The 25,942-nt window shown below is 69.7% G+C and carries 25 protein-coding genes; 4 read left to right on the top strand and 21 right to left on the bottom strand.

Translation table 11 applies throughout. The annotated features are described in order from the left end of the window. The first annotated feature begins 17 nt into the window (after positions 1 to 17). Positions 18 to 1,394, top strand: coding sequence for an MFS transporter (locus ATC03_RS09495; RefSeq protein WP_179947908.1), 1,377 nt, complete (start codon positions 18 to 20; stop codon positions 1,392 to 1,394). A gap of 130 nt (positions 1,395 to 1,524) precedes the next feature. Here the strand turns inward: ATC03_RS09495 and ATC03_RS09490 are convergent, their stop codons facing one another. The 14 genes from ATC03_RS09490 to ATC03_RS09425 form a co-directional block, all read right to left on the bottom strand. Next, positions 1,525 to 2,040, bottom strand: coding sequence for a DoxX family membrane protein (locus tag ATC03_RS09490; protein ID WP_067876076.1), 516 nt, complete (start codon positions 2,038 to 2,040; stop codon positions 1,525 to 1,527). Positions 2,041 to 2,396: 356 nt separating this feature from the next. Further along, positions 2,397 to 2,810 carry a transcription antitermination factor NusB gene (gene nusB / locus ATC03_RS09485; RefSeq protein WP_067876073.1) on the bottom strand — a complete coding sequence of 138 codons (414 nt, stop codon included), beginning with the start codon at positions 2,808 to 2,810 and terminating at the stop codon, positions 2,397 to 2,399. Then, positions 2,810 to 3,373 carry an elongation factor P gene (gene efp, locus ATC03_RS09480; RefSeq protein ID WP_067876070.1) on the bottom strand — a complete coding sequence of 188 codons (564 nt, stop codon included), beginning with the start codon at positions 3,371 to 3,373 and terminating at the stop codon, positions 2,810 to 2,812. The genes nusB and efp overlap by 1 nt, the downstream gene beginning before the upstream one ends. Before the next feature lie 75 nt (positions 3,374 to 3,448). Then, on the bottom strand, positions 3,449 to 3,889 hold the full coding sequence (gene aroQ / locus ATC03_RS09475; RefSeq protein WP_067876067.1) for a type II 3-dehydroquinate dehydratase: 441 nt from the start codon (positions 3,887 to 3,889) through the stop codon (positions 3,449 to 3,451). 78 nt (positions 3,890 to 3,967) lie between these two features. Continuing rightward, positions 3,968 to 5,053 (bottom strand): 3-dehydroquinate synthase, encoded by a 1,086-nt coding sequence (aroB, locus tag ATC03_RS09470; protein ID WP_067876064.1) that lies wholly within the window; start codon positions 5,051 to 5,053, stop codon positions 3,968 to 3,970. Next, positions 5,050 to 5,574 carry a shikimate kinase gene (locus ATC03_RS09465; protein ID WP_335622275.1) on the bottom strand — a complete coding sequence of 175 codons (525 nt, stop codon included), beginning with the start codon at positions 5,572 to 5,574 and terminating at the stop codon, positions 5,050 to 5,052. The genes aroB and ATC03_RS09465 overlap by 4 nt, the downstream gene beginning before the upstream one ends. Next, on the bottom strand, positions 5,567 to 6,787 hold the full coding sequence (gene aroC / locus ATC03_RS09460; RefSeq protein WP_067876058.1) for a chorismate synthase: 1,221 nt from the start codon (positions 6,785 to 6,787) through the stop codon (positions 5,567 to 5,569). Before aroC ends, ATC03_RS09465 begins: the two co-directional genes overlap by 8 nt. A gap of 24 nt (positions 6,788 to 6,811) precedes the next feature. Beyond that, entirely contained in the window at positions 6,812 to 7,642 is an 831-nt protein-coding gene (locus tag ATC03_RS09455; protein WP_067876055.1) for a shikimate dehydrogenase, read from the bottom strand. Further along, positions 7,635 to 9,179, bottom strand: a complete 1,545-nt coding sequence (gene mltG, locus ATC03_RS09450; protein WP_227820275.1) for an endolytic transglycosylase MltG — start codon at positions 9,177 to 9,179, stop codon at positions 7,635 to 7,637. The genes ATC03_RS09455 and mltG overlap by 8 nt, the downstream gene beginning before the upstream one ends. Continuing rightward, positions 9,176 to 9,652, bottom strand: a complete 477-nt coding sequence (gene ruvX / locus ATC03_RS09445) for a Holliday junction resolvase RuvX (protein WP_067876052.1) — start codon at positions 9,650 to 9,652, stop codon at positions 9,176 to 9,178. The genes mltG and ruvX overlap by 4 nt, the downstream gene beginning before the upstream one ends. A gap of 5 nt (positions 9,653 to 9,657) precedes the next feature. Beyond that, positions 9,658 to 12,315 carry an alanine--tRNA ligase gene (alaS, locus tag ATC03_RS09440; protein WP_067876049.1) on the bottom strand — a complete coding sequence of 886 codons (2,658 nt, stop codon included), beginning with the start codon at positions 12,313 to 12,315 and terminating at the stop codon, positions 9,658 to 9,660. A 62-nt stretch (positions 12,316 to 12,377) separates the two neighbouring features. Next, on the bottom strand, positions 12,378 to 12,575 hold the full coding sequence (locus tag ATC03_RS09435; protein ID WP_067876047.1) for a hypothetical protein: 198 nt from the start codon (positions 12,573 to 12,575) through the stop codon (positions 12,378 to 12,380). A gap of 175 nt (positions 12,576 to 12,750) precedes the next feature. Further along, positions 12,751 to 13,374 (bottom strand): 30S ribosomal protein S4, encoded by a 624-nt coding sequence (rpsD, locus tag ATC03_RS09430; RefSeq protein ID WP_055857549.1) that lies wholly within the window; start codon positions 13,372 to 13,374, stop codon positions 12,751 to 12,753. 218 nt (positions 13,375 to 13,592) lie between these two features. Beyond that, positions 13,593 to 15,092, bottom strand: coding sequence for a replication-associated recombination protein A (locus tag ATC03_RS09425; protein ID WP_067876044.1), 1,500 nt, complete (start codon positions 15,090 to 15,092; stop codon positions 13,593 to 13,595). Positions 15,093 to 15,225: 133 nt separating this feature from the next. On the opposite strand from ATC03_RS09425, the gene ATC03_RS09420 reads away from it, so the two are divergent. The 3 genes from ATC03_RS09420 (at position 15,226) to ATC03_RS09410 (ending at position 18,069) form a co-directional block, all read left to right on the top strand. Continuing rightward, positions 15,226 to 16,017 (top strand): peptidylprolyl isomerase, encoded by a 792-nt coding sequence (locus tag ATC03_RS09420; RefSeq protein WP_067876041.1) that lies wholly within the window; start codon positions 15,226 to 15,228, stop codon positions 16,015 to 16,017. Positions 16,018 to 16,108: 91 nt separating this feature from the next. Further along, the gene (locus ATC03_RS09415; protein WP_067876038.1) at positions 16,109 to 17,341 is read left to right on the top strand and encodes a DUF349 domain-containing protein; all 1,233 of its coding nucleotides are present in this window, start codon (positions 16,109 to 16,111) and stop codon (positions 17,339 to 17,341) included. Positions 17,342 to 17,508: 167 nt separating this feature from the next. After that, the gene (locus ATC03_RS09410; protein ID WP_067876035.1) at positions 17,509 to 18,069 is read left to right on the top strand and encodes a hypothetical protein; all 561 of its coding nucleotides are present in this window, start codon (positions 17,509 to 17,511) and stop codon (positions 18,067 to 18,069) included. Here ATC03_RS09410 and ATC03_RS09405 read toward each other — a convergent pair. From ATC03_RS09405 to ruvC, 7 genes are all read right to left on the bottom strand, one after another. Beyond that, the gene (locus tag ATC03_RS09405; protein ID WP_067876032.1) at positions 18,056 to 20,311 is read right to left on the bottom strand and encodes a RelA/SpoT family protein; all 2,256 of its coding nucleotides are present in this window, start codon (positions 20,309 to 20,311) and stop codon (positions 18,056 to 18,058) included. The genes ATC03_RS09410 and ATC03_RS09405 overlap by 14 nt on opposite strands. 71 nt (positions 20,312 to 20,382) lie before the next feature. Beyond that, positions 20,383 to 21,402 (bottom strand): protein translocase subunit SecF, encoded by a 1,020-nt coding sequence (gene secF, locus ATC03_RS09400; protein WP_067876029.1) that lies wholly within the window; start codon positions 21,400 to 21,402, stop codon positions 20,383 to 20,385. Continuing rightward, a complete protein-coding gene (gene secD, locus ATC03_RS09395; RefSeq protein ID WP_067876026.1) occupies positions 21,402 to 23,135 on the bottom strand; it encodes a protein translocase subunit SecD in 1,734 nt (577 codons plus the stop codon). Before secD ends, secF begins: the two co-directional genes overlap by 1 nt. Before the next feature lie 65 nt (positions 23,136 to 23,200). After that, positions 23,201 to 23,569 (bottom strand): preprotein translocase subunit YajC, encoded by a 369-nt coding sequence (gene yajC, locus ATC03_RS09390; protein ID WP_227820274.1) that lies wholly within the window; start codon positions 23,567 to 23,569, stop codon positions 23,201 to 23,203. A 99-nt stretch (positions 23,570 to 23,668) separates the two neighbouring features. Further along, on the bottom strand, positions 23,669 to 24,709 hold the full coding sequence (gene ruvB / locus ATC03_RS09385; RefSeq protein ID WP_067876021.1) for a Holliday junction branch migration DNA helicase RuvB: 1,041 nt from the start codon (positions 24,707 to 24,709) through the stop codon (positions 23,669 to 23,671). Continuing rightward, positions 24,706 to 25,329 (bottom strand): Holliday junction branch migration protein RuvA, encoded by a 624-nt coding sequence (gene ruvA / locus ATC03_RS09380; RefSeq protein WP_067876018.1) that lies wholly within the window; start codon positions 25,327 to 25,329, stop codon positions 24,706 to 24,708. Before ruvA ends, ruvB begins: the two co-directional genes overlap by 4 nt. Next, on the bottom strand, positions 25,326 to 25,937 hold the full coding sequence (ruvC, locus tag ATC03_RS09375) for a crossover junction endodeoxyribonuclease RuvC (RefSeq protein WP_179947907.1): 612 nt from the start codon (positions 25,935 to 25,937) through the stop codon (positions 25,326 to 25,328). Before ruvC ends, ruvA begins: the two co-directional genes overlap by 4 nt. Positions 25,938 to 25,942 lie beyond the last annotated feature (5 nt).

Raw genomic sequence — 25,942 nt, 5'->3', positions numbered from 1 at the left:
ACGCGTAGCATCGTGCGGTGCCCGATTCCGCTCCGCCCGCTCCTGCCGACGCGGACGCGTCGACCGCCCCGACGTCGGGAACCCGGCGCAGGTTCGTCGACCTCGCGCCGCTGAGGGCCTCGCCCGCCTTCGCACGCCTGTGGATCGGCGGCGTCATCTCGGGCGTCGGTGCGCAGTTGACGGTGCTCGCGGTCGGGCTGCAGGTGTACGAGATCACGCAGTCGACGCTCGCCGTCGGCCTCGTCGGAGGCATCGCGCTCGTACCGATGATCGTCGCCGGCCTCTGGGGCGGGGTCCTCGCCGACGTCTTCGACCGCCGACGCGTGCTCATCACGAGCGCCACCGTGACCTGGGCCGCCACCGCGGGGCTCCTCATCCTCTCCGCAGCGGATGTCGCGGTGAGGGCGTCGGGCGGCCGGGTCGAGGTGTGGCCGTTCTATGCCCTCACGACCGTCATCACGGTCGCCGGCACGGTCTCAGGGAGCGCGCACATGGCCGTGACGCCGCGAATCCTGCCCCCGGAGCTCGTGTCGCGCGCCGCGGCGCTCTCGGGGATCGGCGCGGGTGTGCAGCTCACGCTCGGTCCCGCACTGGGCGGCGTGCTCGTCGCGACGGTCGGATTCCCGATCACCTTCGGCGTCGACCTGGTGCTCTTCGCATTCGGGTTCCTCGGGATCTTCATGCTGCCGCGCATCGCGCCGGAGGGCGAGCCCCGACGGGCCTCGATCCGCACGCTCCTCGACGGTCTCGCATTCCTGAAGCAGGCACCGAACATCCGCGCCGGCTTCGTGATCGACCTCATCGCGATGACGTTCGGTCGGCCGTACGCCCTGCTCCCTGCGGTCGGCGCGGTCGCGATCGGCGGCGGCCCGGTGACGGTCGGAATCCTGACGGCGGCGTTCGCGGTGGGCACGTTCACGACGAGCCTCTTGAGCGGTCCGGTCGCGCACGTGCACCGATACGGCGTCGCGATCGGCCGGTCGGTCATGGTCTACGGCGCGTGCATCGCCGGCTTCGGGGCTGTCCTGGCCGTCACGCTCCTCCAGGGAGGCGCGGCGCCGGCCTTCACGGACGTGAATCCCGTCGCCCTCGTGGCGGCGGCGGTCCTGCTGGTCGGCGCCGGCGCATCCGACGAGGTGAGCGCCATCTTCCGGAGCACCATGCTCATGACGGCCGTGCCCGACGAGATGCTCGGCCGGATGCAGGGCGTGTTCGTCGTGGTGGTCGCGGGCGGGCCACGTCTCGGCGATCTCTGGGTCGGCGTGCTCGCGACGTCGCTCGCGCTCTGGTTCCCGCCGCTCGCGGGAGGCCTGCTGATCGTGGCGCTCGTCGCGGTCCTGCTCCGGCTCCAGCCGGGGTTCCGCGGGTACGACGCATCCGACCCCCGGCCCTGAACCGCAGTCGCCGCCGAGCCTGATGCAGACGACAGGCGGCGGACCGCTGGCGACCGGAACCCGCCGGACGTCGGCGAACCACGGAACGGCCCTCGCGATGCGAGGGCCGTTCCCGGTGGGAAACGTCGTGTCACACACGACCGATCGGTCGCTGCAGCGCCCTGGCGGCCACGACCATGGCGGCTCCGACCAGCACGACGTCCTTCAGGACGTACTGCGCGGTGAGCGTCGGGCCCGCGGTCGTGAACAGGTCGCCCGCGAAGAACACGAGCGGCGAGAAGATGCCGACGAACGTCGCAGCGAGCACGAGGAGCCCGATGCGGAGGAACACGCCGGTCACGAGCGCGAGCCCGACGGCGACCTCCATCAAGGCGGTGAGCGCCATGGCGAGCTGCGGGCCGACGAGGCCGAAGCTCAGCGCACCCCAGGTGGCGACGACGAGTTCCTCGACGGGGCTGACGCCCGGCAGGAACTTGAGCGCGCCGAAGCCGAGGAAGACGAGGCCGAGGGCGATGCGGAGCGTCGGGACGCCGGCCTTGGCGAAGAAGCGCTGCAGGACGGCCTGCGCGCGGTTCGCCTGGTCGAGGATCGAATCGAGACCGGCCGCCGTGGAGGTGCGGCCGCTTCCGATGGCGGTGGTGGACATGACGGATCCCTTCGAGATCTGGGTGGATTCCGTCGCCGGAGTTCGGCGACGGTGACCATCTCATCCAAGGAAGGACCGGGCATCGTCAGGAGGGACGCTGATTCGCGCTCAGCCGATACCCTGAACCCGTTCTCGGTGCGAGCACCGAGTTGCTCATATGAGCAGGTCCGGTGAAATCACCGATGCGCTCGCCTGGCGGGCCGCATCCCGTTCGGGCCGGTGCTCGACCGGGCATCGGCCGTCATCACGAACGGCGGGTGGTCGCGGCGCCGCCGAACGGCTGGCGCGCTCCTTCGCACAGCACGACGGCCCGCGCGAAGTCGTCGCGCGGGCCGTCGGGCTGGTCGAGTCGGGCGTCAGGCCTTGGAGTGCGAGATGGCCGCGAGCAGGCCGTTGACGAACCCGGCCGAGTCGTCGGTCGACAGCACGGTTGCCGCCTCGACCGCCTCGGAGATCGCCACGGGGTCGGGCACGCTGTCGTTGTAGAGGATCTCCCAGGCGCCGATGCGCAGCAGGGCGCGGTCGACGGCGGGCATGCGCTCGAGGGTCCAGCCCCGGGAGTGCGTCGTGATGAGTTCGTCGATCTCCTCGCGGTGATCGACGACGCCGTCGACGATCTCGCGCGCGTAGAGCCACGACTTCTGCCGTTCGGGTTCGCCGGCGGCACGCTCGGCTTCGGTCACGAGCAGCTGCTCGACCGGAACCTGCCGCATGTCCGCGGAGTAGAGCAGGTCGAGGGCGCGCTTGCGCGCCTTCGTGCGGGCACTCACTAGTCGTTCACGCGCCCGAGGTAGGAGCCGTCGCGGGTGTCGACCTTGACCTTCGTGCCGGTCTCGAGGAACAGCGGGACCTGGATCTCGTAGCCCGTCTGGACGGTCGCGGGCTTCGTGCCGCCGGTCGAGCGGTCGCCCTGCAGGCCCGGCTCGGTGTAGGTGATCTCGAGCACGACGGATGCCGGCAGCTCGACGTAGAGCGGGTTGCCGTTGTTCAGGGCGATCGTCACGGCCTGGTTCTCGAGCATGAAGTTCGCGGCGTCGCCGACGACCGTGCCGGGCACCGTGATCTGGTCGTAGTCGGACGTGTCCATGAACACGAAGCCGTCGCCGTCGGCGTACAGGTAGCTGAAGTCCCGGCGGTCGACGTTCTCGATCTCGATCTTCGCGCCGGCGTTGTACGTGCGGTCGACGACCTTGCCCGAGACGACGTTCTTCAGCTTGGTGCGGACGAACGCGCCACCCTTGCCGGGCTTGACGTGCTGGAACTCGATGACGCTCCAGAGCTGCCCGTCGATGGAGAGGACGACGCCGTTCTTGATGTCAGCGGTGCTTGCCATGAAGGTGATTCCGTTCGATTCGGTGAAAGTATCGGGCGCACGACGAAGGTGTGCGACTGATCGAGTGTAGTCGACTCACCCCAGCGAACGCAGAACGGCGTCGACGGCGAGGCGGTACGAGTCCGCTCCGAAACCGGCGATCACGCCGCTCGCCACGCCCGAGATGACGCTCGTGTGCCGGAACGTCTCGCGGGCGTGCGGGTTCGAGAGGTGCACCTCGACGAGCGGCACGCCCGCCTGCTTCAGCTGCGCTGCGGCATCCCGGAGTGCGTAGCTGTAGTGCGTGAACGCCGCGGGGTTCATCACGACCGGCAGCTTGCGGTCGACGGCCTCGTGGATCCACCCGATGAGCTCGGCCTCGTCGTCGGACTGGCGCAGGTCGATCTCGACCCCGTCGGGAACGGATGCCGCGAGCTGCGCTCCGATGTCCGCGAGCGTCTCGCTGCCGTACACCTCGGGCTCGCGGGTGCCGAGCCGGCCGAGGTTCGGACCGTTCAGTACGAGGATCGTCGTCATGAGTGGAAGCCTATCGGCGCGGCATCCGTCGCCCGCGCGGGACGACGCCCCGCGAACGGGCGACCGATCCGCCTGACATCAGGAACCGATCTCCTGATAGGCGGCGAACAGGAGCGACTGGTCGGGCGCCTGCATGACGGTGGGCTTGGCGAGGTCGTCGAGCACGATGAACCGCAGCTGGCCGCCGCGGGACTTCTTGTCGCGCTGCATCGTGGCGAGCAGGGTCGGCCACCGGCCCGCCGGGTAGCTCGTGGGCAGGCCGAGCAGTTCGAGGATGCTGCGGTGCCGGTCGGCGACCTCGTCGGAGAGCCGGCCCGAAAGACGGCCGAGCTCGGCCGCGAACGCCATGCCCACCGAGATCGCCGCACCGTGACGCCACTGATAGCGCTCGGCGTGCTCGACCGCGTGACCGAGCGTGTGCCCGTAGTTCAGGATCTCTCGGAGCCCCTGCTCGGTGAGGTCTTCGGAGACGACGTCGGCCTTCATCTGGATCGCGAGCTCGACGACCCGGCGGAACTGCGGCGTCGTCGGGTCGGTCGTCGCGTCGGGGTCGGCCTCGATCGTGTCGAGGATCTCGGGGTAGCGGATGAAGCCCGCCTTCACGATCTCGGCGAAGCCCGCGAGGATCTCGTTGCGCGGCAGGGTGTCGAGCAGGTCGAGGTCGCAGAGCACCGCGGCCGGCGGGTGGAACGCGCCGACGAGGTTCTTGCCCTCGTTCGTGTTGATGCCGGTCTTGCCGCCCACGGCCGCGTCGACCATGCCGAGCACCGTCGTCGGCACCTGCACGACGCGAACGCCCCGCAGCCACGTCGCCGCCACGAATCCGGCGAGATCGGTGACCGCTCCGCCGCCGATGCCCACGACCGCGTCGGTTCGCGTGAAGTCGGCCTGCCCGAGCACCTGCCAGCAGAACGCGGCGACCTCGATGCGCTTGCCGGCCTCGGCGTCGGGGATCTCGGCGAGGAGCACCTCGAAGCGATCGGAGAGCGCCTCCCGCAGCGCTGCGGCACGTGCGCCGAGCGTCGCCGGGTGCACGACGAGCACCTTCCTGACGGCCGGGCCGAGCGCCTCGCCGAGGTCGGCGAGCACGCCGTTGCCGATGACGACGTCGTAGCCGCCCTCTCCCCCGACGCGAATGCTCGTGCTGGACTCGGCTGCGGTCATCGTGTTCCTCCGAAGCGCTCGGTGATCTGTTCGACGATACGTGCGACCGAGCGGCGCGACGTGTCGATCTCGAGGTCGGCGAGCGAGGCGTAGACCGGCTCCCGCTCGACCTGGATGGCCTTCCAGCGTTCGATGCCGCCGCCCGCGAGCAGGGGCCGGTTGCCGCCGACGAGTCTGACGGCGACCGCCTCGGGCGTCACCGTCAGCCAGACGACGGCGGCCTCCTCGAGATCGGCCCTGGTGTCGGGGTGCAGCACCGCACCGCCGCCGAGCGAGACCACGGCCGGCTCGGTGAGCGCCTCGGCCACGACGTCGCGTTCGAGGGCACGGAAGGCGGCTTCGCCGTCGCGCGCGAAGATCGCGTCGATCGGGCCGTGCCGCTGCTCGATGCGCGTGTCGGTGTCGATGAACGGCACGCCGACGGATGTCGCGAGTCGGCCTCCCACGCGTGACTTGCCCGCGCCCATCGGGCCGATGAGCACGAGCGGGAGCTGCAGGGCGTGCGCCCCGACGTCAGCCACGGATCGGAGCGGCATCCGCCGAGACGACCTCCGTGCGGAGCGCATCGGGGATCGCCGCGAGGTACGACTCGAGGTTGCGGCGCGTCTCGCCGACGGAGTCGCCGCCGAACTTCTCGAGCACGGCGTTCGCGAGCGTGAGCGCGACCATGGCCTCGGCGACGACGCCGGCCGCGGGGACCGCGCAGACATCCGATCGCTGGTGGTGCGCGGCCGCGGCCTCGCCGGTCGCGACGTCGACGGTCGGCAGTGCGTGCGGGATCGTCGCGATCGGCTTCATGCCCGCGCGCACGCGCAGCACGGTACCCGTGGACATGCCGCCCTCGGTGCCGCCCGCGCGGTCGCTGGCGCGCACGATGCGGCCGTCGGACAGGTGGAGTTCGTCGTGCGCGGCCGAGCCGCGGCGCCGGGTGGTCTCGAAGCCGTCGCCGACCTCGACGCCCTTGATCGCCTGGATGCCCATGAGCGCGGCGGCGAGCTGCGAGTCGAGACGGCGATCCCAGTGCACGTGCGAGCCGAGGCCGGGCGGCACGCCGTACGCCAGCACCTCGACGACGCCGCCGAGCGTGTCGCCGTCCTTGTGCGCCGAATCGACCTCGGCGACCATGAGCGCCGACGTCTCGACGTCGAAGCAGCGCAGCGGGTCGCCGTCGAGCGCGTCGACGTCGCGGGGCAGCGGCAGCGGCCGGCCTTCGGGCACCCGCACGGGGCCGATGGCGATGGTGTGCGCGACGAGCTCGATGCCGAGTTCCGAGAGGAAGCTGCGGGCGATCGCGCCGAGCGCGACCCTGGCCGCCGTCTCGCGGGCGCTGGCGCGCTCGAGCACCGGACGCGCCTCGTCGAAGTCGTACTTCTGCATGCCGACGAGGTCGGCGTGACCGGGTCGGGGGCGGGTGAGCGCGGCGCCGCGACCGCGGCCGAGGCGCGCGGGGTCGATGGGCTCGGGGCTCATGACCTCCTGCCACTTCGGCCACTCGGTGTTCCCCACGCGAAGCGCGATCGGGCTGCCGAGACTGAGCCCGTGGCGCACACCGCCCGAGATCGCGAGCTCGTCCTGCTCGAACTTCATGCGCGCGCCACGGCCGTAGCCGAGCTTGCGGCGCGCCAGGTCGGCACGGATGTCATCGAGCGAAACGGGGATACCGGCGGGAAGACCCTCGAGGATCGCGACGAGCTCGGGGCCGTGCGATTCTCCGGCTGTGAGCCAACGAAGCATGCCTTCTATCCTTCCACAGCGGAGTCAGAGGGATTCGCGCATGACGGCGAGCACGTCGTGCTCGTCGGGCAACGGCACGGTGGGATCTCCGCCGACGAAGACGCGCACCTGCAGCAGCGCCTGGTGAAGCAGCATGCCGCTGCCGTCGATGACGCGGCCGTCGGCGTCGATCCACTGCGACGCGAGCGGCGTCGGCCACGGCGCGTAGGCGACGTCGAGCAGCAGCGCTCCCCCGATGAGGGCTCCGGATGCCGCGACGCCGGCGTCGGTTCCGCCGGGCAGGGTGCTCACCACGACGTCGACGGGGTCGGCATCCGCCAGTTCGACGAGGTGCTCCGACGTGACGCGTACGCCGACCGAGCGGCCGAGCTCCAGGAGTGCGGCCCCTGCCTCTGGCCGACGCAGCAGCAGGCGCACGTGGGCGACTCCGAGCTCGGCGAGGGCGACCAGCGCGGATGCCGCGGTCGCGCCTCCGCCGATCACGATCGCCGTGCGCGCGTGGTCGACGCCGGCTTCGCCGAGCGAGCGGACGATGCCGCCGACGTCCGTGTTGAATCCGAGGCGGCGCCTGCCGTCGAAGAGCACCGTGTTCGCGGCGCCCGTGATGCGGGCGATCTCGTCGACCTCGTCGAGCACCGGAATGACGTCGTACTTCAGCGGCATCGTGAGCGAGAGGCCGCGCCACGCATCGTCGCGGCTCGTGACGAACTCGCCGACCTCGGCTCCGTCGATCTCGATGCGGTCGTACTCCCACTCGAGCCCGAGCCTGCGGTACGCGGCCCGGTGCAGGCCGGGGCTCTTCGAGTGCGCGATCGGCTTGCCGAGAACGGCCAGGCGGGTGCGCCCGTCATTCACAGTAGGCGGCGTTCTCGTCACTGGCGGCGCACCACTCCTGCAGTTGCGCGACCGCGGCCTCGTGCTCGTCGACCGTGGTCGAGAAGACGGTCTCGCCGGTCGCGAGGTTCACCGGCACGAAGAACAGCCAGGTCCCGTCGGCGGGATGGAGGGCCGCATTGATCGCGACCTCCCCCGGATTGCCGATCGGACCGACCGGCAGGCCCGGGTTCGCGTACGTGTTGTAGAGGTTGCCGGCATCGGCGCGCTCCTCGTCGGTGGTCCAGACGGTGTGCATGTTCCCCGTGCCGTAGGCCACGGTCGCGTCGGACTGGAGGTTCATGCCCTGGTCGAGACGGTTCTGGAACACCCGAGCGATCTTCGGGAAGTCGTCGAGGTTCGAACCCGCCTCGCGCTGCACGATCGACGCGAGGATGACGGTCTTCCACCGGTCGGCCGGCGCGACGCCGGCGGCGTCGAGCGTCGCCATCTGGCTGTCGACCATGCTCTGCAGCACACCGCGCGCGTCGACGCCGGGGTCGAGGGTGTACGTCAACGGGGCGAGGAATCCCTCGAGCGTCGTCGCCTCGGCCGGAAGCCCGTACGACTGGGGCGATTCGGTGGCCGCGGCCTGCAGTTCCTCGAGCGGGACTCCGGTGCCTTCCGATGCAGAGACGAGCACATCGGGCAGGGCGGTGCCCTCCGGGATCACGAAGGTGTTCTCGAGCTTGTTCGCCGGGTCCGTGAGGGCGTCGAGCGCGGCCTGCGCGCTCATCTGGGAGGCCATCTGATAGGCACCCGGGTGGAACTCGGGCTCCGGTGACTGCGCGAGCAGCAGGTCGTAGAACGCGTCGTACGACGCCACCACGTCTTGGGACACGAGGTTCTCGGCGATCGAGGACCCGGTGTCGCCGTCGTGGATCATGAAGACGACCTCGCCCGTGCCGGCGCCGTCGTAGTCGGCGGCCGGCGTGAAGTGGGCGACGACGGCGGAGATCGGCCCCTGCAGGAAGAACGCGGCGCCGGCGACGAGCGCACCGACGATGAGCAGCCCGATGAGGCAGCCCCACGGAGCCCGACGCTTCTTCTTCGGCTCGTGGTAGTCGTCGTAGGCGTCGGCGCGCCGATCCGACCGCGAGACCGCGAACGGATCGACCGGCGGTTCGGTCTGCGTGGGCTCGCCGTACGAGGCCGACGGGGCGGGGTGCGGGCGACCGGCCGCCCGCGCCGCATACTCGGGGACCCGCGAGGGCTGCACGTCGGGTGCCGGCGGCACCGGCTGCTGCACGGGCGTCGCCTGGGCCTGAATCGCCTGGGCCTGAGTCGCCTGGGCCTCCTGCGCTCGCTGCTCGCGTTCGCGGAGCTCGCGACGGGTCAGCGGACGCGACGGATCGGCTGCTGCGCCGCCCGCGTCGGCGGACGGCTGCTGCGCGGGCTGCGCGGGGGCGGCAGCACGGCGCGCCGCATCGGCCTGGGCATCACCGCTGAGCAGCGCGTGCCAGTCGGTGGCAGCACGCTGGGAGTTCGGATCACGGCGCTCTGGGGGGAGCTGAGTCACAGGGTGGACGGCCCTTCGTCGGGGTCGAGCGCACGTCCGGGCGGATTTCCCGATGAGCGCTCGCTGTCGAGTGCGTGTTGCAGAATGATAACGGCCGCGACCTGGTCGACGACTGGACGTTGCGTGCGAGTCGACCGACCGGAGGCGCGCAGCGCCTGCTGCGCACTCACCGTCGAGAGGCGCTCGTCGACGAGTCGCACCACGGCGCCGCGTTCGGCGAGTCGCTGCGCGAACGCGACGGCGTCCTCGGTCGACGGCGTCGCGTTCCCCGACATCGAGAGCGGGTGCCCGACCACGAGTTCGAACGCCGAGTACTCCTCGGCCAGCTCGAGGACTCGACGGATGTCGGCATCGCCGTCGCTCGCGCGGGACACCGTCTCGATCGGCACGGCGAGCATGCCTGAGACGTCGCTCCGGGCGACCCCGATGCGCGCTCGACCGACATCGATGCCGAGACGCGCACCGGAACGCATCGGGATCAGCCCGCGAACGCGCGGCGGACCGCGTCGAGCGCGGCGGGGATCGCCGTCAGGTCGCTGCCGCCGCCCTGCGCGAGGTCGGGCTTGCCGCCGCCACCGCCGCCGAGCACGCCCGCCATGGTCTTCGCGAGCGCCCCCGCATTCGCCCCGGCGTCACGCGCCGCAGGCGAGGTCGCGACGATCGCGACCGGGCGGCCGCCGACCTCGGCGGTCAAGGCCACGACGGATGCCGCGTCGCCGAGCCTGCCCCGCACCGCGGTCGCGAGCGAGCGCAGCTCGTCGCCGGATCCCAGCGAACCGACGGTCTCGGCGACCAGGAGCACGTCGCCCGTACGCACGGCGTTCGCGGCGAGGGCCGGGACCCGATCGGTGAGCGCCTTGGCCTCGAACTGCGCGATGCGCTTCTCGGCGGACTTCAGGTTCGCGACGAGGTCGCCGATGCGCTCGACGAGCTGGTCGGGTCGCGTCTTGAGGTTCGAGCTCAGCTCGGAGACGAGGGCTCGCTCCGCGGCGAACCGGCGGAACGCGTCGAGGCCGACGAGGGACTCGACACGGCGGTTCGAGGCGCCGACCGAGGACTCGCCGATGATGTTGATCATGCCGATCTCCGAACTCGAGCGCACGTGCGTTCCGGCGCAGAGCTCGCGCGACCACGGGCCGCCGATGTCGACCACGCGCACGACGTCGCCGTACTTCTCGCCGAACAGGGCCATCGCGCCGAGCGCCTTGGCTTCGTCGAGCGGGAGTTCGCGCGTGACGACCTCGAGGTTGTCGCGCACCGCGTTGTTCGAGATCTCCTCGATCTCGGTGCGGGTCTCCGCCGAGAGCGCCTGATTCCAGCCGTAGTCCAGGCGCAGGTATCCGGCCTTGTTGTACGAACCGGACTGGTGCGCGTTCGGCCCGAGCACCTCGCGGAGCGCTGCGTGCACGAGATGCGTGCCCGAGTGCGCCTGCGTCGCGCCGCGGCGGTACTGCTCGTCGACCACGCTCGTCGCGGGCACGCCGACGCCGACCTCGCCCGAGACCACCTTCACGGTGTGGCTGATGAGGCCCTTGACGGGCTTCTGCACGTCGAGCACCTGGAGTTCGAATCCGTCGCCGACGATGCGGCCCTGATCGGGCGCCTGGCCGCCGGACTCGGCGTAGAGCGAGGTCTCCGCGAGGATGACCTCGGCCGTCTGACCTGCCACCGCCGCCGCGACGGGCTGGCCGTCGACGAGGATGCCGAGGACGCTCGACTCCGTCAGGAGCTCGGTGTAGCCGGTGAAGACCGTCTCGCCCTTGGCGCGGTAGTCGGCGTAGACCGACAGGTCGGCGAGCACCTTCTTCTTCGACTTCGCGTCGGCCTTGGCACGCGTGCGCTGCGCCGTCATGAGCTCGTCGAAGGCGATCCGGTCGACCGCGAGGCCGGCCTCGTCGGCCATCTCGAGGGTGAGTTCGATCGGGAAGCCGTAGGTGTCGTGCAGGAGGAACGCGGTGTTGCCCGCGAGCTCGGCCTTGCCCGCCGCCTTCGTCTCGCCGACGGCACCGTCGAGGATCGACGTTCCGGACTCGAGCGTGCGGAGGAAGATCGCCTCCTCGCCGAGCGCCAGCTGCTCGATGTGGGCGTAGTCGCGCTCGACCTCGGGGTAGGCGGCCTTCATGGCATCGCGCGAGGCTGCGAACAGCTCGCGGAACGTCGCTCCGTCGACACCGAGCAGCCGCATCGCGCGGATGCTGCGGCGCAGGAGGCGGCGGAGGATGTAGCCGCGACCCTCGTTGGACGGCGCGACGCCGTCGCTCATGAGCATCAGGGCGGAGCGCACGTGGTCGGCGATGACGCGCATGCGCACGTCGTCGTCGTGGTTCGCGCCGTAGGCGCGACCCGAGAGCTCGGCCGCGCGATCGAGGACCGGACGCACCTGATCGATCTCGTACATGTTCTCGACGCCCTGCTTGATGAAGGCGACGCGCTCGAGTCCCATGCCGGTGTCGATGTTCTTCTTCGGCAGTTCCTTCACGATGCGGAAGTCGGTCTTCGACTTCACGTCGTCGATGAGGTACTGCATGAACACGAGGTTCCAGATCTCGACGTACCGGTCGTCGTCGGTGGCAGGGCCGCCGTCGATGCCGTATGCGGGGCCGCGGTCGAAGAAGATCTCGGAACACGGGCCGGCCGGTCCCGGCTGGCCGGTGTGCCAGTAGTTGGTGTCCTTGCCGAGACGCTGGATGCGCTCGTCCGGAAGGCCGGCCACCTTCTTCCAGAGTTCGATCGCCTCGTCGTCGTCCTCGTAGACCGTGACCCAGAGGTCCTCGGGCGCGAAGCCGTAGCCGCCGTCGGCCTCGGAGGAGGTCAGGAGCTCCCACGCCATCGAGATGGCGCCTTCCTTGAAGTAGTCGCCGAACGAGAAGTTGCCGTTCATCTGGAAGAACGTGCCGTGGCGCGGCGTCTTGCCGACCTCTTCGATGTCGTTGGTGCGGATGCACTTCTGCACGCTCGTGGCGCGAGGGTACGGCGCGGGCACGATGCCCGTGAGGTACGGCACGAATGGCACCATCCCGGCTACCGTGAAGAGCAGCGTGGGGTCGTCGGAGACGAGCGAGGCGGACGGCACGACGGTGTGTCCGCGGCGTGCGAAGAAGTCCAGCCAGCGCTGGCGGATGTCTGCGGTCTGCATGATTCCGATCTGGGTTCTGCTGCCGGAGTCGCCTCCGGGTGGAAGGAAGTGAAGGCGGCGGCTCAGTCGACGAGTTCGTCGGCGAGGGACTTCAGTTCGGCCTCGCGCTCGTGGTAGCCGTCGGCGACGGCGCGCCCGAAGGCCTTGGCCTTGGCGTCGACCGACGAGAAGAACTCCCGACCCTGTGCGGTCTGGTTCACCTGGTGCGCCACGACGAAGCCGCCGATGATGCCGACCGCGAACCACAGAATGCTCTTCACGAAGTGCTCCCTCAGAGTTGTCGTGCCGACGGGGACTCGGGCGCTCGAACGTCCCGGCGCACCGCCGCGTCTTCTCGAACAGTCTAGTGGCGGGGCGGATGCCGCGGGCCGACGCCGGATACGGCACAGGGGCCGTGGAGGAAACCCTCCACGACCCCTGTCGACGAACGCTGGATCAGCGAGCGGCGTAGTACTCGACGACGAGCTGCACTTCGCAGGTCACGGGGACCTCGGCGCGCTTCGGACGACGGACGAGCGTGGCCTGGAGCTTGTCGAGCTCGACCTCGAGGTAGCCGGGGGTCTTGGGGAGCACGTCGACGTGACCGCCGGCTGCGGCGACCTGGAACGGCTCGGTGCCCTCGGAGCGCGCCTTCACGTGGATGAGCTGGCCCGGCTTCACGCGGAAGGAGGGACGGTCGACGAGCTGGCCGTCGACGAGGATGTGACGGTGCACGACGAACTGGCGGGCCTGCGTGATGGTGCGGGCGAAGCCGGCGCGCAGCACGAGCGCGTCGAGACGCATCTCGAGCAGCTCGACCAGGTTCTCACCGGTCTGGCCGGCGGTGCGCTTGGCCTCGACGTAGGCGATCTTCAGCTGCTTCTCGCGGATGCCGTACTGGGCACGCAGACGCTGCTTCTCGCGCAGACGCACGGCGTAGTCGCTGTCCTGCTTGCGCTTGGTGCGACCGTGCTCGCCGGGAGCATAGGGGCGCTTCTCCATGTAGCGCGCGGCCTTCGGGGTCAGGGCGACACCGAGGGCGCGGGAGAGGCGGGTCTTGCTACGTGACTGGTTCGACACGAATGTCCTTTCGGAAGAATCTCAAGTGGAATCGCGGCGCGATCGTGCGCCGGAAACGGTGTCAGAGGGATTCGCCAAGGGTGGATCGGCTACAGATCGCACCCGTTCGCCGGTGACGCTCTCGCAGCCGCGCTCGAGCATCAGGCTTCAGGCCAGCGACCATCCTACCATGGCGGATGCCGCGTGTCCGGCCCCGTGCGCCATCACCCTCCAGACGGCTACCGGCCCTTCGCTCCCCCGCGCACGATGCGTCGCAGCTTCGCGAGCCGCGCCGAGACCTCGCGTTCGTTGCCGTGCTCGGTCGGCTCGTAGTAGACCGCTCCGCGGAGCGTGTCGGGCAGGTACTCCTGGCCGACGACGCCGATCGGGTCGTCGTGCGGATACCGGTAGCCCTTGCCGTGCCCGAGCCGCTTGGCACCGGGGTAGTGCGCGTCGCGCAGGTGCTTCGGCACGCGACCGGCCTTGCCTGCGCGAACGTCGGCGATGGCCTTGTCGATGCCCAGGTAGGCGGCGTTGGACTTGGGTGCAGTGGCCAGGTGCACGACGGCCTGCGCGAGCGGGATGCGCCCTTCGGGCATGCCGATGAACTGCACGGCGTCGGCGGCCGCCACGGCCACGCCGAGCGCGGAAGGATCGGCCAGCCCGATGTCCTCAGAAGCCAGCACGATGATGCGGCGCGCGATGAAGCGGGCATCCTCGCCGGCTTCGATCATGCGGGCGAGGTAGTGGAGGGCCGCATCGACGTCGCTGCCTCGCACGGACTTGATGAACGCGCTGATGACGTCGTAGTGCTCATCGCCGTTGCGGTCGTACCGCAGGAGGGCGCGGTCGACGGCACGGGCCACGAGCTCGGCCGTGATGACCGCACGCGACGGCGCCGCGGCATCCGCACCGTCGTCGTCGGTCTGATCGTCGCCCTGCCTCGCATCACCGTCGCCGCTCGCATCACGGTCGGCGCTGTCGTCACCCTCGTCGCGCTCGTCCCCGTCGGCTTCGGCTTCGGCATCGCCCTCGGCCTCGCGCAGTTCGTCGGCGAGCACCCCGGCCGCGGCGACGGAGGCCGCCTCGAGCGCGGTCAGGGCGCGTCGGGCATCGCCGGAGGCGAGCCGCACGATCGCGGCGCGGGCCTCGGGTTCGAGGTCGACGGAACCGGCGAGCCCACGTGCATCGGCGACCGCACGATCGACGAGCAGTCCGAGGTCGTCGTCCGAGAGCAGTTCGAGCGTCAGCAGCAGAGACCGCGAGAGCAGCGGCGAGATGACCGAGAACGACGGGTTCTCGGTCGTCGCGGCGACGAGGATCACCCAGCCGTTCTCGACGCCGGGGAGCAGGGCATCCTGCTGGGCCTTCGTGAAACGGTGGATCTCGTCGAGGAACAGCACGGTGGAGACGCCGTAGAGGTCGCGACTCGAGCGCGCCTCCTCCATGACCTGGCGCACGTCGCGCACGCCGGCCGACACCGCGGAGAGTTCAACGAACTTGCGCCCCGAGGATCTGGCGATCGCCTGCGCGAGCGTGGTCTTGCCCGTGCCGGGCGGGCCCCACAGGATCACCGAGACGGAGCCCGACTCGCCGGTGCGATCGCCGGCGAGGGCGACCAGCGGAGAACCCGGCGAGAGCAGGTGCCGCTGACCTGCCACCTCGTCGAGGCTCGTCGGCCGCATGCGCACGGCCAACGGCGTCGCGCCGGAACGCAGGCCCTGCGCGGTGTTCACCATGCGATCAAGCGTAGCCGCGGCATCCGACAGTCCCCTCGCGCTCACGACCGGGCGACACGAGCCGGCATGCGATTGGTGCCGGAACCTGCGCTTGCGTAGAGTCTGCTCGCAGGAGTCCCCCAGAAGGAGCATCGTGGCATCCAACGACCGTCAGGCGCGCGAGGAACGAGCGCGACTTCGCACCTACCAGGCACGACAGCAGGTGCACGAGGGCAAGGTGCGTCGACGCACCCGCGACAACGTGATCGCCGCCGTCGCGCTCGTCGTCGTCCTCGTGATCGCGATCGGCGCCCAGTTGCTCTTCTTCAACGGCGGCCCCGGCACGTCGGAGCCCGTCGCGAGCCCAGAGGCCACGACGGCTCCCCCGACCGACGCGGCGGGCGAGAACACCGGCGACGTGCCCTCGTCCGACCTCGCCGAGGGCCGCACGTGGACCGGCACCCTCACGCTGAACGACATCCCGCTCGGCATCGAGCTCGACGGCGCCGCAGCGCCGCAGGCGGTCTCCAGCGAGATCAGCCTCATCCAGTCGGGCTTCTACGACGGCGTCGGATGCCACCGTCTCACGACGGACGGCATCTTCGTGCTGCAGTGCGGCGACCCGAACGGCGACGGCACGGGCGGACCGGGCTACAGCTACGGCCCGGTCGAGAACGACCCCGCCGACGGCGTCTACCCCGCGGGCACGATCGCCATGGCGCGCCAGGGCGGCAACGGCTACAGCCAGGGCAGCCAGTTCTTCATCGTCTACGCCGACACCACGCTCCCGGCCGAGAACGGCATCGGCGGGTACACGGTCATCGGCCGGGTCACGAGCGGACTCGACCAGCTCCAGGCGCAGGTCATCGACGCCGGCGTGGTCGACGGCGGCACCGACGGCGCACCGGTGGTTCCGGTGGCCATCACGTCCGCGACCGTCGAGTGACCGCGGCCAGCACCCCCGCCCGGCGGTGCAATAGGGTTGAAGACGTCAACGCCGCCCGACGGGCGGCTTCCGAGCACGACAGGGTGAGGCCGTGACCGATTCAGTACAGCAGCCGTGGGGCCGCGTCGACGAGACGGGCACCGTCTTCGTTCGCACGAACGACGGTGAGCGCGAAGTCGGGCAGTACCCCGACGCGACTCCAGAAGAGGCACTCGCCTACTTCGAGCGCAAGTACGCAGATCTCGCCGGCCAGGTGAGCCTGCTCGAGCAGCGCGCACGACGCGGCGCTCCCGCTGCCGACGTCGCGAAGGCCGTCGAGACGCTGAAGTCGTCCGTCGTCGATGCGCACGCGGTCGGCGACCTCGAGTCCCTCTCGACGCGTCTCGAGGCGCTCTCCGGCACCACGAAGGAGCTGACCGAGCAGCAGCAGGCAGAGGCCAAGGCGGCGCTCGCCGACGCCCTCGCCGAGCGCACGCGCATCGTCGAGCAGGCCGAGACCCTCGCCGCCCAGGATCCCGCGAAGACCCAGTGGAAGCAGACCTCCGCAGAACTCGACTCGCTCTTCGCCGCATGGCAGCGTCACCAGCAGGACGGCCCTCGTCTGCCGAAGAACGACGCGAACGACCTTTGGAAGCGATTCCGCGCTGCGCGTTCGACCATCGAGACGCACCGCAAGGCGTTCTTCGCCGATCTCGACGCCTCGCACCGCGACGTCCGCACGCGCAAGCAGCGACTCATCGAACGTGCCGAGGCGCTCGCACCCCGCGGTGCCGACGGCATCGGCGACTATCGTCTGCTGCTCGACGAGTGGAAGCTGGCCGGCCGCGCCGGCAAGAAGCTCGACGATGCACTGTGGGCGAAGTTCAAGGCCGCCGGCGACGTGCTCTTCGGCGCCAAGGCCGAGATCGACGCTCGCGACGACGAGGAATACCAGGCGAACCTCACGGCCAAGCTGGCCCTGCTCGACGAGACCGACAAGATCCTCGGCGAGAAGGACCCCAAGCAGGCTCGCTCCGCACTCAACAAGGTCCAGCGCGAATGGGACGAGATCGGACGAGTTCCGCGCGATCAGGTCCGCCCCGTCGAGGATCGACTGCGCAAGGTCGAGAACCACGTCCGCTCCCTCGAGGACGAGCGCTGGGAGCGCGAGGATCCCGAGAAGAAGGCCCGCTCCGAGGGCATGCTCGGGCAGCTGCACGACGCGATCGCGAAGCTCGAGGCGGACCTCGCTGCCGCCGAGGCCGCCGGCGACGCACGCGCCACGGCCGAAGCCCGCGAGGCGCTCGAGGCGCGACGCGCCTGGCTCAAGGCCGTCGGCGGCTGACCCGCACGATGCAGACGGCCCCGGCCGCGACGCCTCCGCGCGATCGCGACCCGGGGCCGTTTCCGTCGACCCGACGAGGTCCGAGCGCGGCCACCGGCTGACCGACGAGTTCTCCACAATCGACTCGATTCCTCGGGATCACCCGCGGGCCGACGCGATCATGGGGCATGGCCAAAGTTCCCGCGGTGCTCGGCACCGATGACTTCTCGATCGCCGAGCTCTGCGCCGCTCGGATCGATGGCGACCTCGTCGCGATCGCCGGCGCGTGGGCTCCGATCGACGAACCCGACGTCCCGACGTTCCGCGCCCTCGTCGTCGCCCACAGCGCGCCCAGATCGCTCATCATCGAACGGATGTCGGCGGCGTGGGTTCTCGGCGCACGGCTCGCTCCGCCCGCGCGGGCGCAGTTCTGCGTTCCGATCGAGGCGCGGATCTCGGTGATCACCGATCCGAACATCACCGTTCGCGAGGTGAAGATCCAGGCTTCCGAGGTCGACGCATACGGAGCGGTGAGGTGCACGTCGCTCGGTCGCACCGTGTTCGACCTCCTGCGCGACTCGTCGGCGCCCGACGAGCAGACCACGTTCGTGGTCGCCTCCCTGCTCGAGGAGCACCTCGAACTCGAGGCCGCGGTGCGTCATCGACTCGAGCACACCGCGCGCCTGCCTCACAAGTCGCAGGCGATGTCCCGGCTCGATCGGGCTTCAGCGAGTCTCAACCGTCGCTGACGCGGTAGACGTCGTAGACCGCGTCGATGCGTCGAACCGCGTTCAGCACGCGATCCAGATGGGTGGTGTCTCCCATCTCGAAGACGAACCGGCTGAGCGCCAGGCGGTCGGTCGATGTGGAGACGCTCGCAGAGAGGATGTTCACGTGGTGCTCCGACAGCACGCGCGTCACGTCGGAGAGCAGACCCGCCCGGTCGAGGGCCTCGATCTGGATCTGCACGAGGAACACGCTCTTCGAACTCGGCGCCCATTCGACGTCGATCATGCGCTCGGGCTCGCGCATCAGCGACTGCACGTTGTGGCACGTCGACTGGTGCACGGAGACACCGGACCCGCGTGTGATGAACCCGACGATCGCATCACCGGGCACCGGGGTGCAGCACCGGGCGAGCTTGACGAGAATGTCGGGCGCCCCGCGCACGAGCACGCCGGAGTCGGAGTGGCGCTGCACGGTGCGGGAGCGCGTCGGGACCGGGAGCTCGGGCTCGTCGCCCTCGTCGGCGTCGCGCACGAGCGCGACGACCTTCTCGAGCACCGACTGCGTCGACACGTGCCCCTCGCCGACCGCCGCGTACAGCGCGGAGACGTCCTCGTAGCGGAGCTGCGCGGCGACCTCGGCGAACGAGTCCTGACTCATCAGTTTCTGCAGCGGAAGGTTCTGCTTGCGCATGGCCCGCGCGATGGCGTCGCGACCCTGCTCGATCGCCTCGTCGCGACGCTCCTTGGTGAACCACTGGCGGATCTTGTTGCGCGCGCGGGGGCTCTTGACGAAGCCGAGCCAGTCCTGGCTCGGCCCCGAATCGGGGTTCTTCGAGGTGAACACCTCGACGACGTCGCCGCTGGCGAGCGTGCTCTCGAGCGGGACGAGGCGGCCATTGACCTTCGCCCCCATGGTGCGGTGGCCGACCTCGGTGTGCACCGCATAGGCGAAGTCGACCGGTGTCGCCCCGGAGGGCAGACCGATCACGCGGCCCTTGGGCGTGAAGACGTAGACCTCCTTCGCACCGATCTCGTAGCGGAGCGAATCGAGGAACTCCCCGGGGTCGGCCGTCTCGGCCTGCCAGTCGGAGATGTGCGCGAGCCAGGCCATGTCCGTCTCGTTGGCGCTCGCCGTCGCGGGGTCGGCACGGCCCGTGGCCATGCGCTCCTTGTACTTCCAGTGCGCGGCGACACCGTACTCGGCACGCTGGTGCATGTCGTGCGTGCGGATCTGGATCTCGACCGGGCGGCCCTTCGGACCGATCACCGTCGTGTGCAGCGACTGGTAGAGGTTGAACTTCGGCGTGGCGATGTAGTCCTTGAATCGGCCAGGCACCGGAGTCCACCGTGCGTGAATCGAGCCGAGCACCGCGTAGCAGTCCCGCACGGAGTTGACGAGCACACGGATGCCGACGAGGTCGTAGATCTCGTCGAAGTCGCGTCCGCGAACGATCATCTTCTGGTAGATCGAGTAGTACTGCTTGGGACGCCCGGCGACCTTGCCACGGATGCGGGCGCTCTTGAGATCGTCGTTCACGAGGTCGATGACCTGCTGCACGAACTCCTCGCGCTGCGGCGTGCGCTGCCTGACGAGGCTTTCGATCTCGGCGTAGAGCTTCGGGTAGAGGACCGCGAAGGAGAGGTCCTCGAGCTCCCACTTGATCGTCTGGATACCGAGTCGGTGCGCGAGCGGCGCGTAGATCTCGAGCGTCTCGGTCGCCTTGCGGGTGGCGGACTCGGCCGGGACGAATCCCCACGTGCGCGCGTTGTGCAGTCGGTCTGCGAGCTTGATGATCAGCACGCGGATGTCCTTCGACATCGCGACGATCATCTTGCGGACGGTCTCGGCCTGGGTGGAGTCGCCGTACTTGACCTTGTCGAGCTTGGTGACGCCGTCGACCAGCATCGCGATCTCGTCGCCGAAGTCGGCGCGCACCTGATCGAGGGTGTAGGCCGTGTCTTCGACGGTGTCGTGCAGGAGCGCGGCCGCGACGGTCTTCGACCCGATGCCGAGATCCGCGAGGATCTGCGCGACCGCGATCGGATGGGTGATGTACGGCTCACCGCTCTTGCGCTTCTGGCCCTCGTGGGCGCGTTCGGCGACGGTGTACGCGCGCTCGACGAGCGCGAGGTCGGCCTTCGGGTGGTGCATGCGCACCGTGCGGAGGAGCGTGTCCACGGCTCCCGAAGGCGTGGCCTTCGAGAAGATGCGCGGCACGAGCCGACGCAGCGATGCGGTCGAGTTGACCCCAGTCTCAGTCATGCGCCCACCTCCGGAACTCAATTATCGTCGCTCCGGAGGTGTGCACATGCCGATCTCGCCGAGGGCGGACATCACGCGTTCGCGGGCTCCGCCTCCGAACCGGCGGATTCGCCGGCCCGCTCGCGGTCCTTGAGGACCTTCTGGTCGTGTCGACGGATCACGGGCTCGCCCTCGCGCAGCTGCGAGTAGAGCGGCGCAGCGAGGAACACCGTCGACCACGTGCCGACCAGGATGCCGATGAGCAACGCGAGCGAGATGTCTCGCAGCGTGTCGGCTCCGAGAGCACCCGCGCCGATGAACAGGATCGAGGCGACGGGCAGTGCCGCGACGACGCTCGTGTTGATCGACCGCACCAGGGTCTGGTTCACCGCGAGGTTGACCGACTCGGCGAAGGTGCGACGGGACTCGCTGCCGTCCTGCTCGGTGTTCTCGCGGATCTTGTCGAACACCACGACGGTGTCGTACAACGAGTAACTGAGGATCGTCAGGATACCGATCGTCGCCGCGGGGCTGATCTCGAAGCCGACGGCGGCATAGAGACCCACGGTCACGATGAGGTCGGCGATGAGCGCCAGGATCGCCGCGAGCGACATCTTCCAGGTTCGGAAGTAGATCGCCATGATGATGCCGGCCAGCAGAAGGAATGCGCCGAGACCGACGAGCGCCTGCCTGGTCACATCCGCACCCCAGCTCGGGCCGATGAACGAGGAGGTCACCTCGGACTGGGGCACGTCGTACGCTTCGGCCAGCGCCGAGCTCACAGCGAGCGAGTCCGCCTGCTCGAGCTGGTCGGTCTGCACGCGGATGCCGTCGCCGCCGACGACCTGGACGGTCGTGGTCGCCTCGGGCACCACGGAGGCGACAGCGTCTTCGGCGATCGCGGGATCGGGGTTTGCGACATCCGCGATCTGGAACTGCGAACCGCCACGGAACTCGATGCTGAAGTGCACGCCGCGCACTGCGGGCACGATGATCGAGAGGGCGATCAGCACCGCCGCGATGACGTACCACTTCTTCCGGCCGGCGACGAAGTTGAACGAGCGCTTGCCCGTGTAGAGGTCGTTACCGAATGTGGTCAGACGGCTCGCCATCAGGACTCCTTGCCTTCACTCGAACCTGCGCCGGCCGTCGCGTTCGCCTTGCGCTCCGCGATGGTCTGACGACGCTGGGCTTCCTTCGAACTCGATGCCGCCTTGGCCGCCGGAACCGCGACCGGCTTGCGGAACTCCGCACGCCCGCGGTAGACGGCGCCGAGCGCGGTCGGGTCGAGACCCGACCAGGGGTTGCCGCTCGAGAAGAACTTCGTCTGCGCGAGCAGCTGCAGCATCGGGTGGGTGAACAGGATCACGACGACGACGTCGATGATCGTGGTGAGACCGAGCGTGTAGGCGAAGCCCTTCACGCTGCCGACTGCGAGGACGAAGAGCACGACCGCCGCGAGCAGGTTGACGCCCTTCGACGCGAGCACCGTGCGGAACGCGCGCTTCCAGCCGGCCTCGACGGCCCCCACGAGGGGACGTCCGTCGCGGAGCTCGTCTCGAACTCGCTCGAAGTACACGATGAACGAGTCGGCAGTGAAGCCGATGGCGACGATCAGGCCCGCGATGCCGGCGAGCGAGAGGCGGTAGCCCTCGCGCCACGACAGGATCGTGATCATCAGGTAGGTGATGATGCCCGCGATCACGAGCGACGCGATCGTCACCGAACCGAGCGCTCGATATTGGAACAGGGTGTAGATCACGACGAGGATTAGACCGATGAGGCCCGCCAGCAGACCCGCCTGGAGCTGCGAGGTGCCGAGCGTCGGCGAGATCGTCTCCGAGGACTGCACGGTGAAGCTCAGCGGCAGCGCGCCGAACTTTAGCTGGTCGGCGAGGGCCTTCGAGGACTCCTGCGTGAAGTTGCCCGTGATCTGCGGGCGGCCGTCGGTGATCGCGCCGTTCATCGAGGGGGCGGTGAGGACCGCACCATCGAGCACGAACGCGAACTGGTCTCGCGGGGTCTGGCCGGACATGCCGTACAGTCGCGTGCTCACCGAGGCGAAGTCCTTGGTGCCCTGGTCGTCGAACTGGATGTTGACCGCCCAGGTCCCGGTGCTCGCACCGGTCTGGGTCTGCACCTGGCCGTTGGTCGCGTCGACGATGTTCTCGCCGCTCGCCTCGACCGGGCCGAGCAGGTACTTGACCGTGCGGCTCTGGTCGCACGTGACGAGGGGCTCGTCGGCCGGCGCCACGTTCGCCTCGACGTCATCGATCGTGGAGCAGTCGAACGTGTCGAACTCCTCCTGGAGCGCGGGCGTGACCCACGAGGGGTCGCTGCCGTCCGTCGGAGGGGCCGTCGGCGTCGAGGAGAGTTCCTCGGCCGCGTCGGTCGCCGTCGGGTCGTCGGTCGGGCTGATCTTCTGGTTGCTCGCGGCGTCGGAGAGGAGCACGGCGCGGAGCTCGAGCTTCGCCGACGATTCGATGCGCGCACGCGTCTGCTCGTCGAGCTCACCGGGGATTCGGACGACGACGTTCGATCCCTCGGTGTTGATCTCGGGCTCGGCGACACCAGAGGCGTCGACGCGCTGGCGAATGATCGCCACCGCCTGGTCGAGCTGCTCCTGCGTCGCGGTCTGGCCGCTCTCGAGCTGCGGCTCGAGGATGATCTGCGTGCCGCCCTCGAGGTCGAGCGCGAGCTTGGGCGTCCAGGAACCACCGCCCCAGATGACGCCGGCGGCGTTGATGGCGAAGAGGCCGACGATGATGACACCGAGCCAGGTGAGCGATCGCCAAGCTTTGCGAACGGACGCCGGACGCGACGACCGCTTGGAGGGTGCAGCCACAGGTTCTGCTTTCTTTGCAGGAGCCCGCGCCGAATCGACGCGGGCCGTTCCTCGGGTGGGAGTGTTTAGTCGTCCGACTTCTTGGTGTCGGGAGTCGTGTCGCCGGGAGTCTCGGTCGTGTGCGCCTCGTCGCGCTCGCCGAACTCGGGCTCGCCATCGATGGCCTCGTGGGAACCGACCTCGTCTTCGGAGACGGCGGGCTCGACCACGCGGGCGACGGTCTGGCGGTGCACGGTCAGCACGGTGCCGGGCGAGACCTCGAGCTGGACCTGGTTCTCTTCTTCGTCAATCGACACGATCGTGCCGTAGACGCCGAAGTTCGTCATGACGCGGGCGCCGGGCTGGACCTTCGACTGCAGCTTCTGCGCCTCGGCCTGACGCTTGCGCGAGTTGCGGAACATGAAGAAGATCAGTACCGCCAGGACGGCGAGCATGATGATAGTGAACGGATCGAGCGTCATGAGGGGGTAGGACCTTCCGGAGTGCGGCGAACCGCACGAAGTCGACGGCGGCGAGGGCGAAGCCTCATTGGATTATAGGTCATCGATCGGAAGCGCCGTGTCGCCGTGCGAAAGCCCGAAATGCCGCCACGCCGCGGAGGTCGCGACGCGTCCGCGGGGGGTACGCGTGATGAGGCCGATTCGCACGAGGAAGGGCTCGACGACCGCCTCGATGGTCTCGGACTCCTCACCGACCGACACCGCGAGCGTGTTCAGGCCGACGGGCCCACCGCCGAACCTCGTCAGGATGATCTGCATGACGGCCCGATCGAGGCGATCGAGCCCGAGCGCGTCGACGTCGTAGAGGTCGAGCGCGGCGTTCACCGTCGCGAGGTCGGCTCGCCCGGTGTGCACGAGCGCGTAGTCGCGCACCCGACGGAGCAGGCGATTGGCGATACGGGGCGTGCCCCGGCATCTGCCCGAGATCTCGACGATGGCGTCACGATCGATGTCGAGACCGAGCAAGGTCGCGGCACGGGCGAGGACCTGTGCGAGCTCGGCATCATCGTAGAACTCAAGGTGCGCGGTGAAGCCGAACCGGTCGCGCAGCGGGTTCGGCAGCAGCCCCGCGCGCGTGGTCGCGCCGACCAGCGTGAACGGGGAGAGGTCGAGCGGCACCGAGGTGGCGCCTGCCCCCTTGCCGACCATGATGTCGATGCGGAAGTCCTCCATGGCGAGGTAGAGCATCTCTTCGGCCGAGCGCGCCATGCGGTGGATCTCGTCGATGAAGAGCACCTCGCCCGGCACGAGAGAGCTGAGGATCGCGGCCAGGTCTCCGGCATGCTGAATGGCCGGGCCGCTCGACATGCGCAGCGGTCGACCGCTCTCGTGGGCGACGATCATGGCGAGCGTGGTCTTGCCGAGGCCGGGAGGGCCGGCGAGCAGGATGTGATCGGGGGTGCGCTGCTGGATCGTCGCCGCGGTGAGCAGCAGCTGCAGCTGCCCGCGCACGCGGGTCTGCCCGACGAACTCGGAGAGGCTGCGCGGGCGGAGGGCGCCTTCGAACGCCAGCTCAGCCTCGGAGGCGAGCACGGGATCGGTCAGGTCGACCTCACCGCCGACGCCATCGCTCATCGCGACCGCCCGACGGTCTGGGCGGGCCCGAGCCGGGCGAGCGAGAGTCGGAGCACGGCGGGGATCGACGCAGCATCGGCGTCGGACGCCTCGGCCATGACCTCGTCGACGGCCTCGACGGCCGCGCGTTCGGTCCACCCGAGCCCGGTGAGTGCGGCGAGCACGCTGTCGACCACCCCGCGAGCGGATCCGGCGATGACGGGCACGTCGACCGCGCTCGGCGCGATGAGCTTGCCCGCCAGTGAGACCGTGATGAGCTTCGCGGTCTTCGGGCCGATGCCCGTGACCTTGCGGAACGCCGCGTCGTCGTCGGTCGCGACCGCCGTGGCGATCTGCGACGGCGCCATCGCCGAGAGCACGCCGAGCGCCGACCGGGGGCCCACTCCGGTCACCCCGATGAGCAGTTCGAACACGTCGAGCTCGTCGCGCGTGCCGAAGCCGAACAGGGTCAGGGCGTCTTCGCGCACGATGAGCGTGGTGTGCACGAACAGCTCGTGACCTTCGCGGGCGGCGAGAACGAGCGCGGGAGTCGTGTTGACCTGGAAGCCGACACCGCCGACGTCGATCACGAGCGAGGTTCCGGCAGCGACGAGCACTGGCCCGCGGAGGGAGGAGATCACTCCTTCACCCTACGGGCCGCCCCCGACACGGAGGCGGAGCGCTCGGCGGCGAGCCATGCGCGCTGCGCGGGCGTGAGGGCGCCCTGCGCCGCGGCATCCGGATTCGAAGCGTCGAGCACGGCGGCACCGGCGACGCCACCGGTGCGCCAGGCATGGCAGATCGCGAGGGCGAGCGAGTCTGCGGCGTCAGCGGGCTTCGGCACGGCGTCGAGGCCGAGGATGCGGGCGACCATGGCCCCGACCTGGGCCTTGTCGGCGCGCCCGTACCCGGTGATCGCCGCCTTGACCTCACTGGGGGTGTGCAACGCGACGGGCAGCCTGCGCCGTGCGGCGAGCAGCATCGCGACCCCCGAGATCTGGGCCGTGCCCATGATCGTGGAGACGTCGCTGCGGGCGAACACGCGCTCGAGCGCAACGGCCTGCGGGCGATGCTCGTCGAGGATCGCCTCGAGCCCCTCGGCGATGCGCACCAGCCGGTTCGGCGTGTCGAGGTCGGCGGGCGTGCGAAGCACGACGACGTCGACCAGTCGGGCGGTGCGGTTGGGCTCGACATCGACCACGCCCACACCGCATCTGGTGAGGCCGGGATCGATGCCGAGCACGCGCACGGCGA

This window comes from Agromyces aureus, from assembly GCF_001660485.1.
Taxonomy (GTDB): Bacteria; Actinomycetota; Actinomycetes; order Actinomycetales; family Microbacteriaceae; genus Agromyces; species Agromyces aureus.
This window is presented reverse-complemented; position numbering and strand designations above follow the sequence as displayed.

What these genes read in the sequence shown, in the direction of transcription:
- ATC03_RS09490 (WP_067876076.1), bottom strand. Translation starts at nt 2,040, where the DNA reads ATGTCCACCACCGCCATCGGAAGCGGCCGCACCTCCACGGCGGCCGGT.
- efp (WP_067876070.1), bottom strand. Translation starts at nt 3,373, where the DNA reads ATGGCAAGCACCGCTGACATCAAGAACGGCGTCGTCCTCTCCATCGAC.
- aroQ (WP_067876067.1), bottom strand. Translation starts at nt 3,889, where the DNA reads ATGACGACGATCCTCGTACTGAACGGTCCGAACCTCGGCCGGCTCGGC.
- aroB (WP_067876064.1), bottom strand. Translation starts at nt 5,053, where the DNA reads ATGACCGCAGCCGAGTCCAGCACGAGCATTCGCGTCGGGGGAGAGGGC.
- aroC (WP_067876058.1), bottom strand. Translation starts at nt 6,787, where the DNA reads ATGCTTCGTTGGCTCACAGCCGGAGAATCGCACGGCCCCGAGCTCGTC.
- ruvX (WP_067876052.1), bottom strand. Translation starts at nt 9,652, where the DNA reads ATGCGTTCCGGTGCGCGTCTCGGCATCGATGTCGGTCGAGCGCGCATC.
- alaS (WP_067876049.1), bottom strand. Translation starts at nt 12,315, where the DNA reads ATGCAGACCGCAGACATCCGCCAGCGCTGGCTGGACTTCTTCGCACGC.
- ATC03_RS09425 (WP_067876044.1), bottom strand. Translation starts at nt 15,092, where the DNA reads ATGGTGAACACCGCGCAGGGCCTGCGTTCCGGCGCGACGCCGTTGGCC.
- ATC03_RS09410 (WP_067876035.1), top strand. Translation starts at nt 17,509, where the DNA reads ATGGCCAAAGTTCCCGCGGTGCTCGGCACCGATGACTTCTCGATCGCC.
- ATC03_RS09405 (WP_067876032.1), bottom strand. Translation starts at nt 20,311, where the DNA reads ATGACTGAGACTGGGGTCAACTCGACCGCATCGCTGCGTCGGCTCGTG.
- secF (WP_067876029.1), bottom strand. Translation starts at nt 21,402, where the DNA reads ATGGCGAGCCGTCTGACCACATTCGGTAACGACCTCTACACGGGCAAG.
- yajC (WP_227820274.1), bottom strand. Translation starts at nt 23,569, where the DNA reads ATGCTCGCCGTCCTGGCGGTACTGATCTTCTTCATGTTCCGCAACTCG.
- ruvB (WP_067876021.1), bottom strand. Translation starts at nt 24,709, where the DNA reads ATGAGCGATGGCGTCGGCGGTGAGGTCGACCTGACCGATCCCGTGCTC.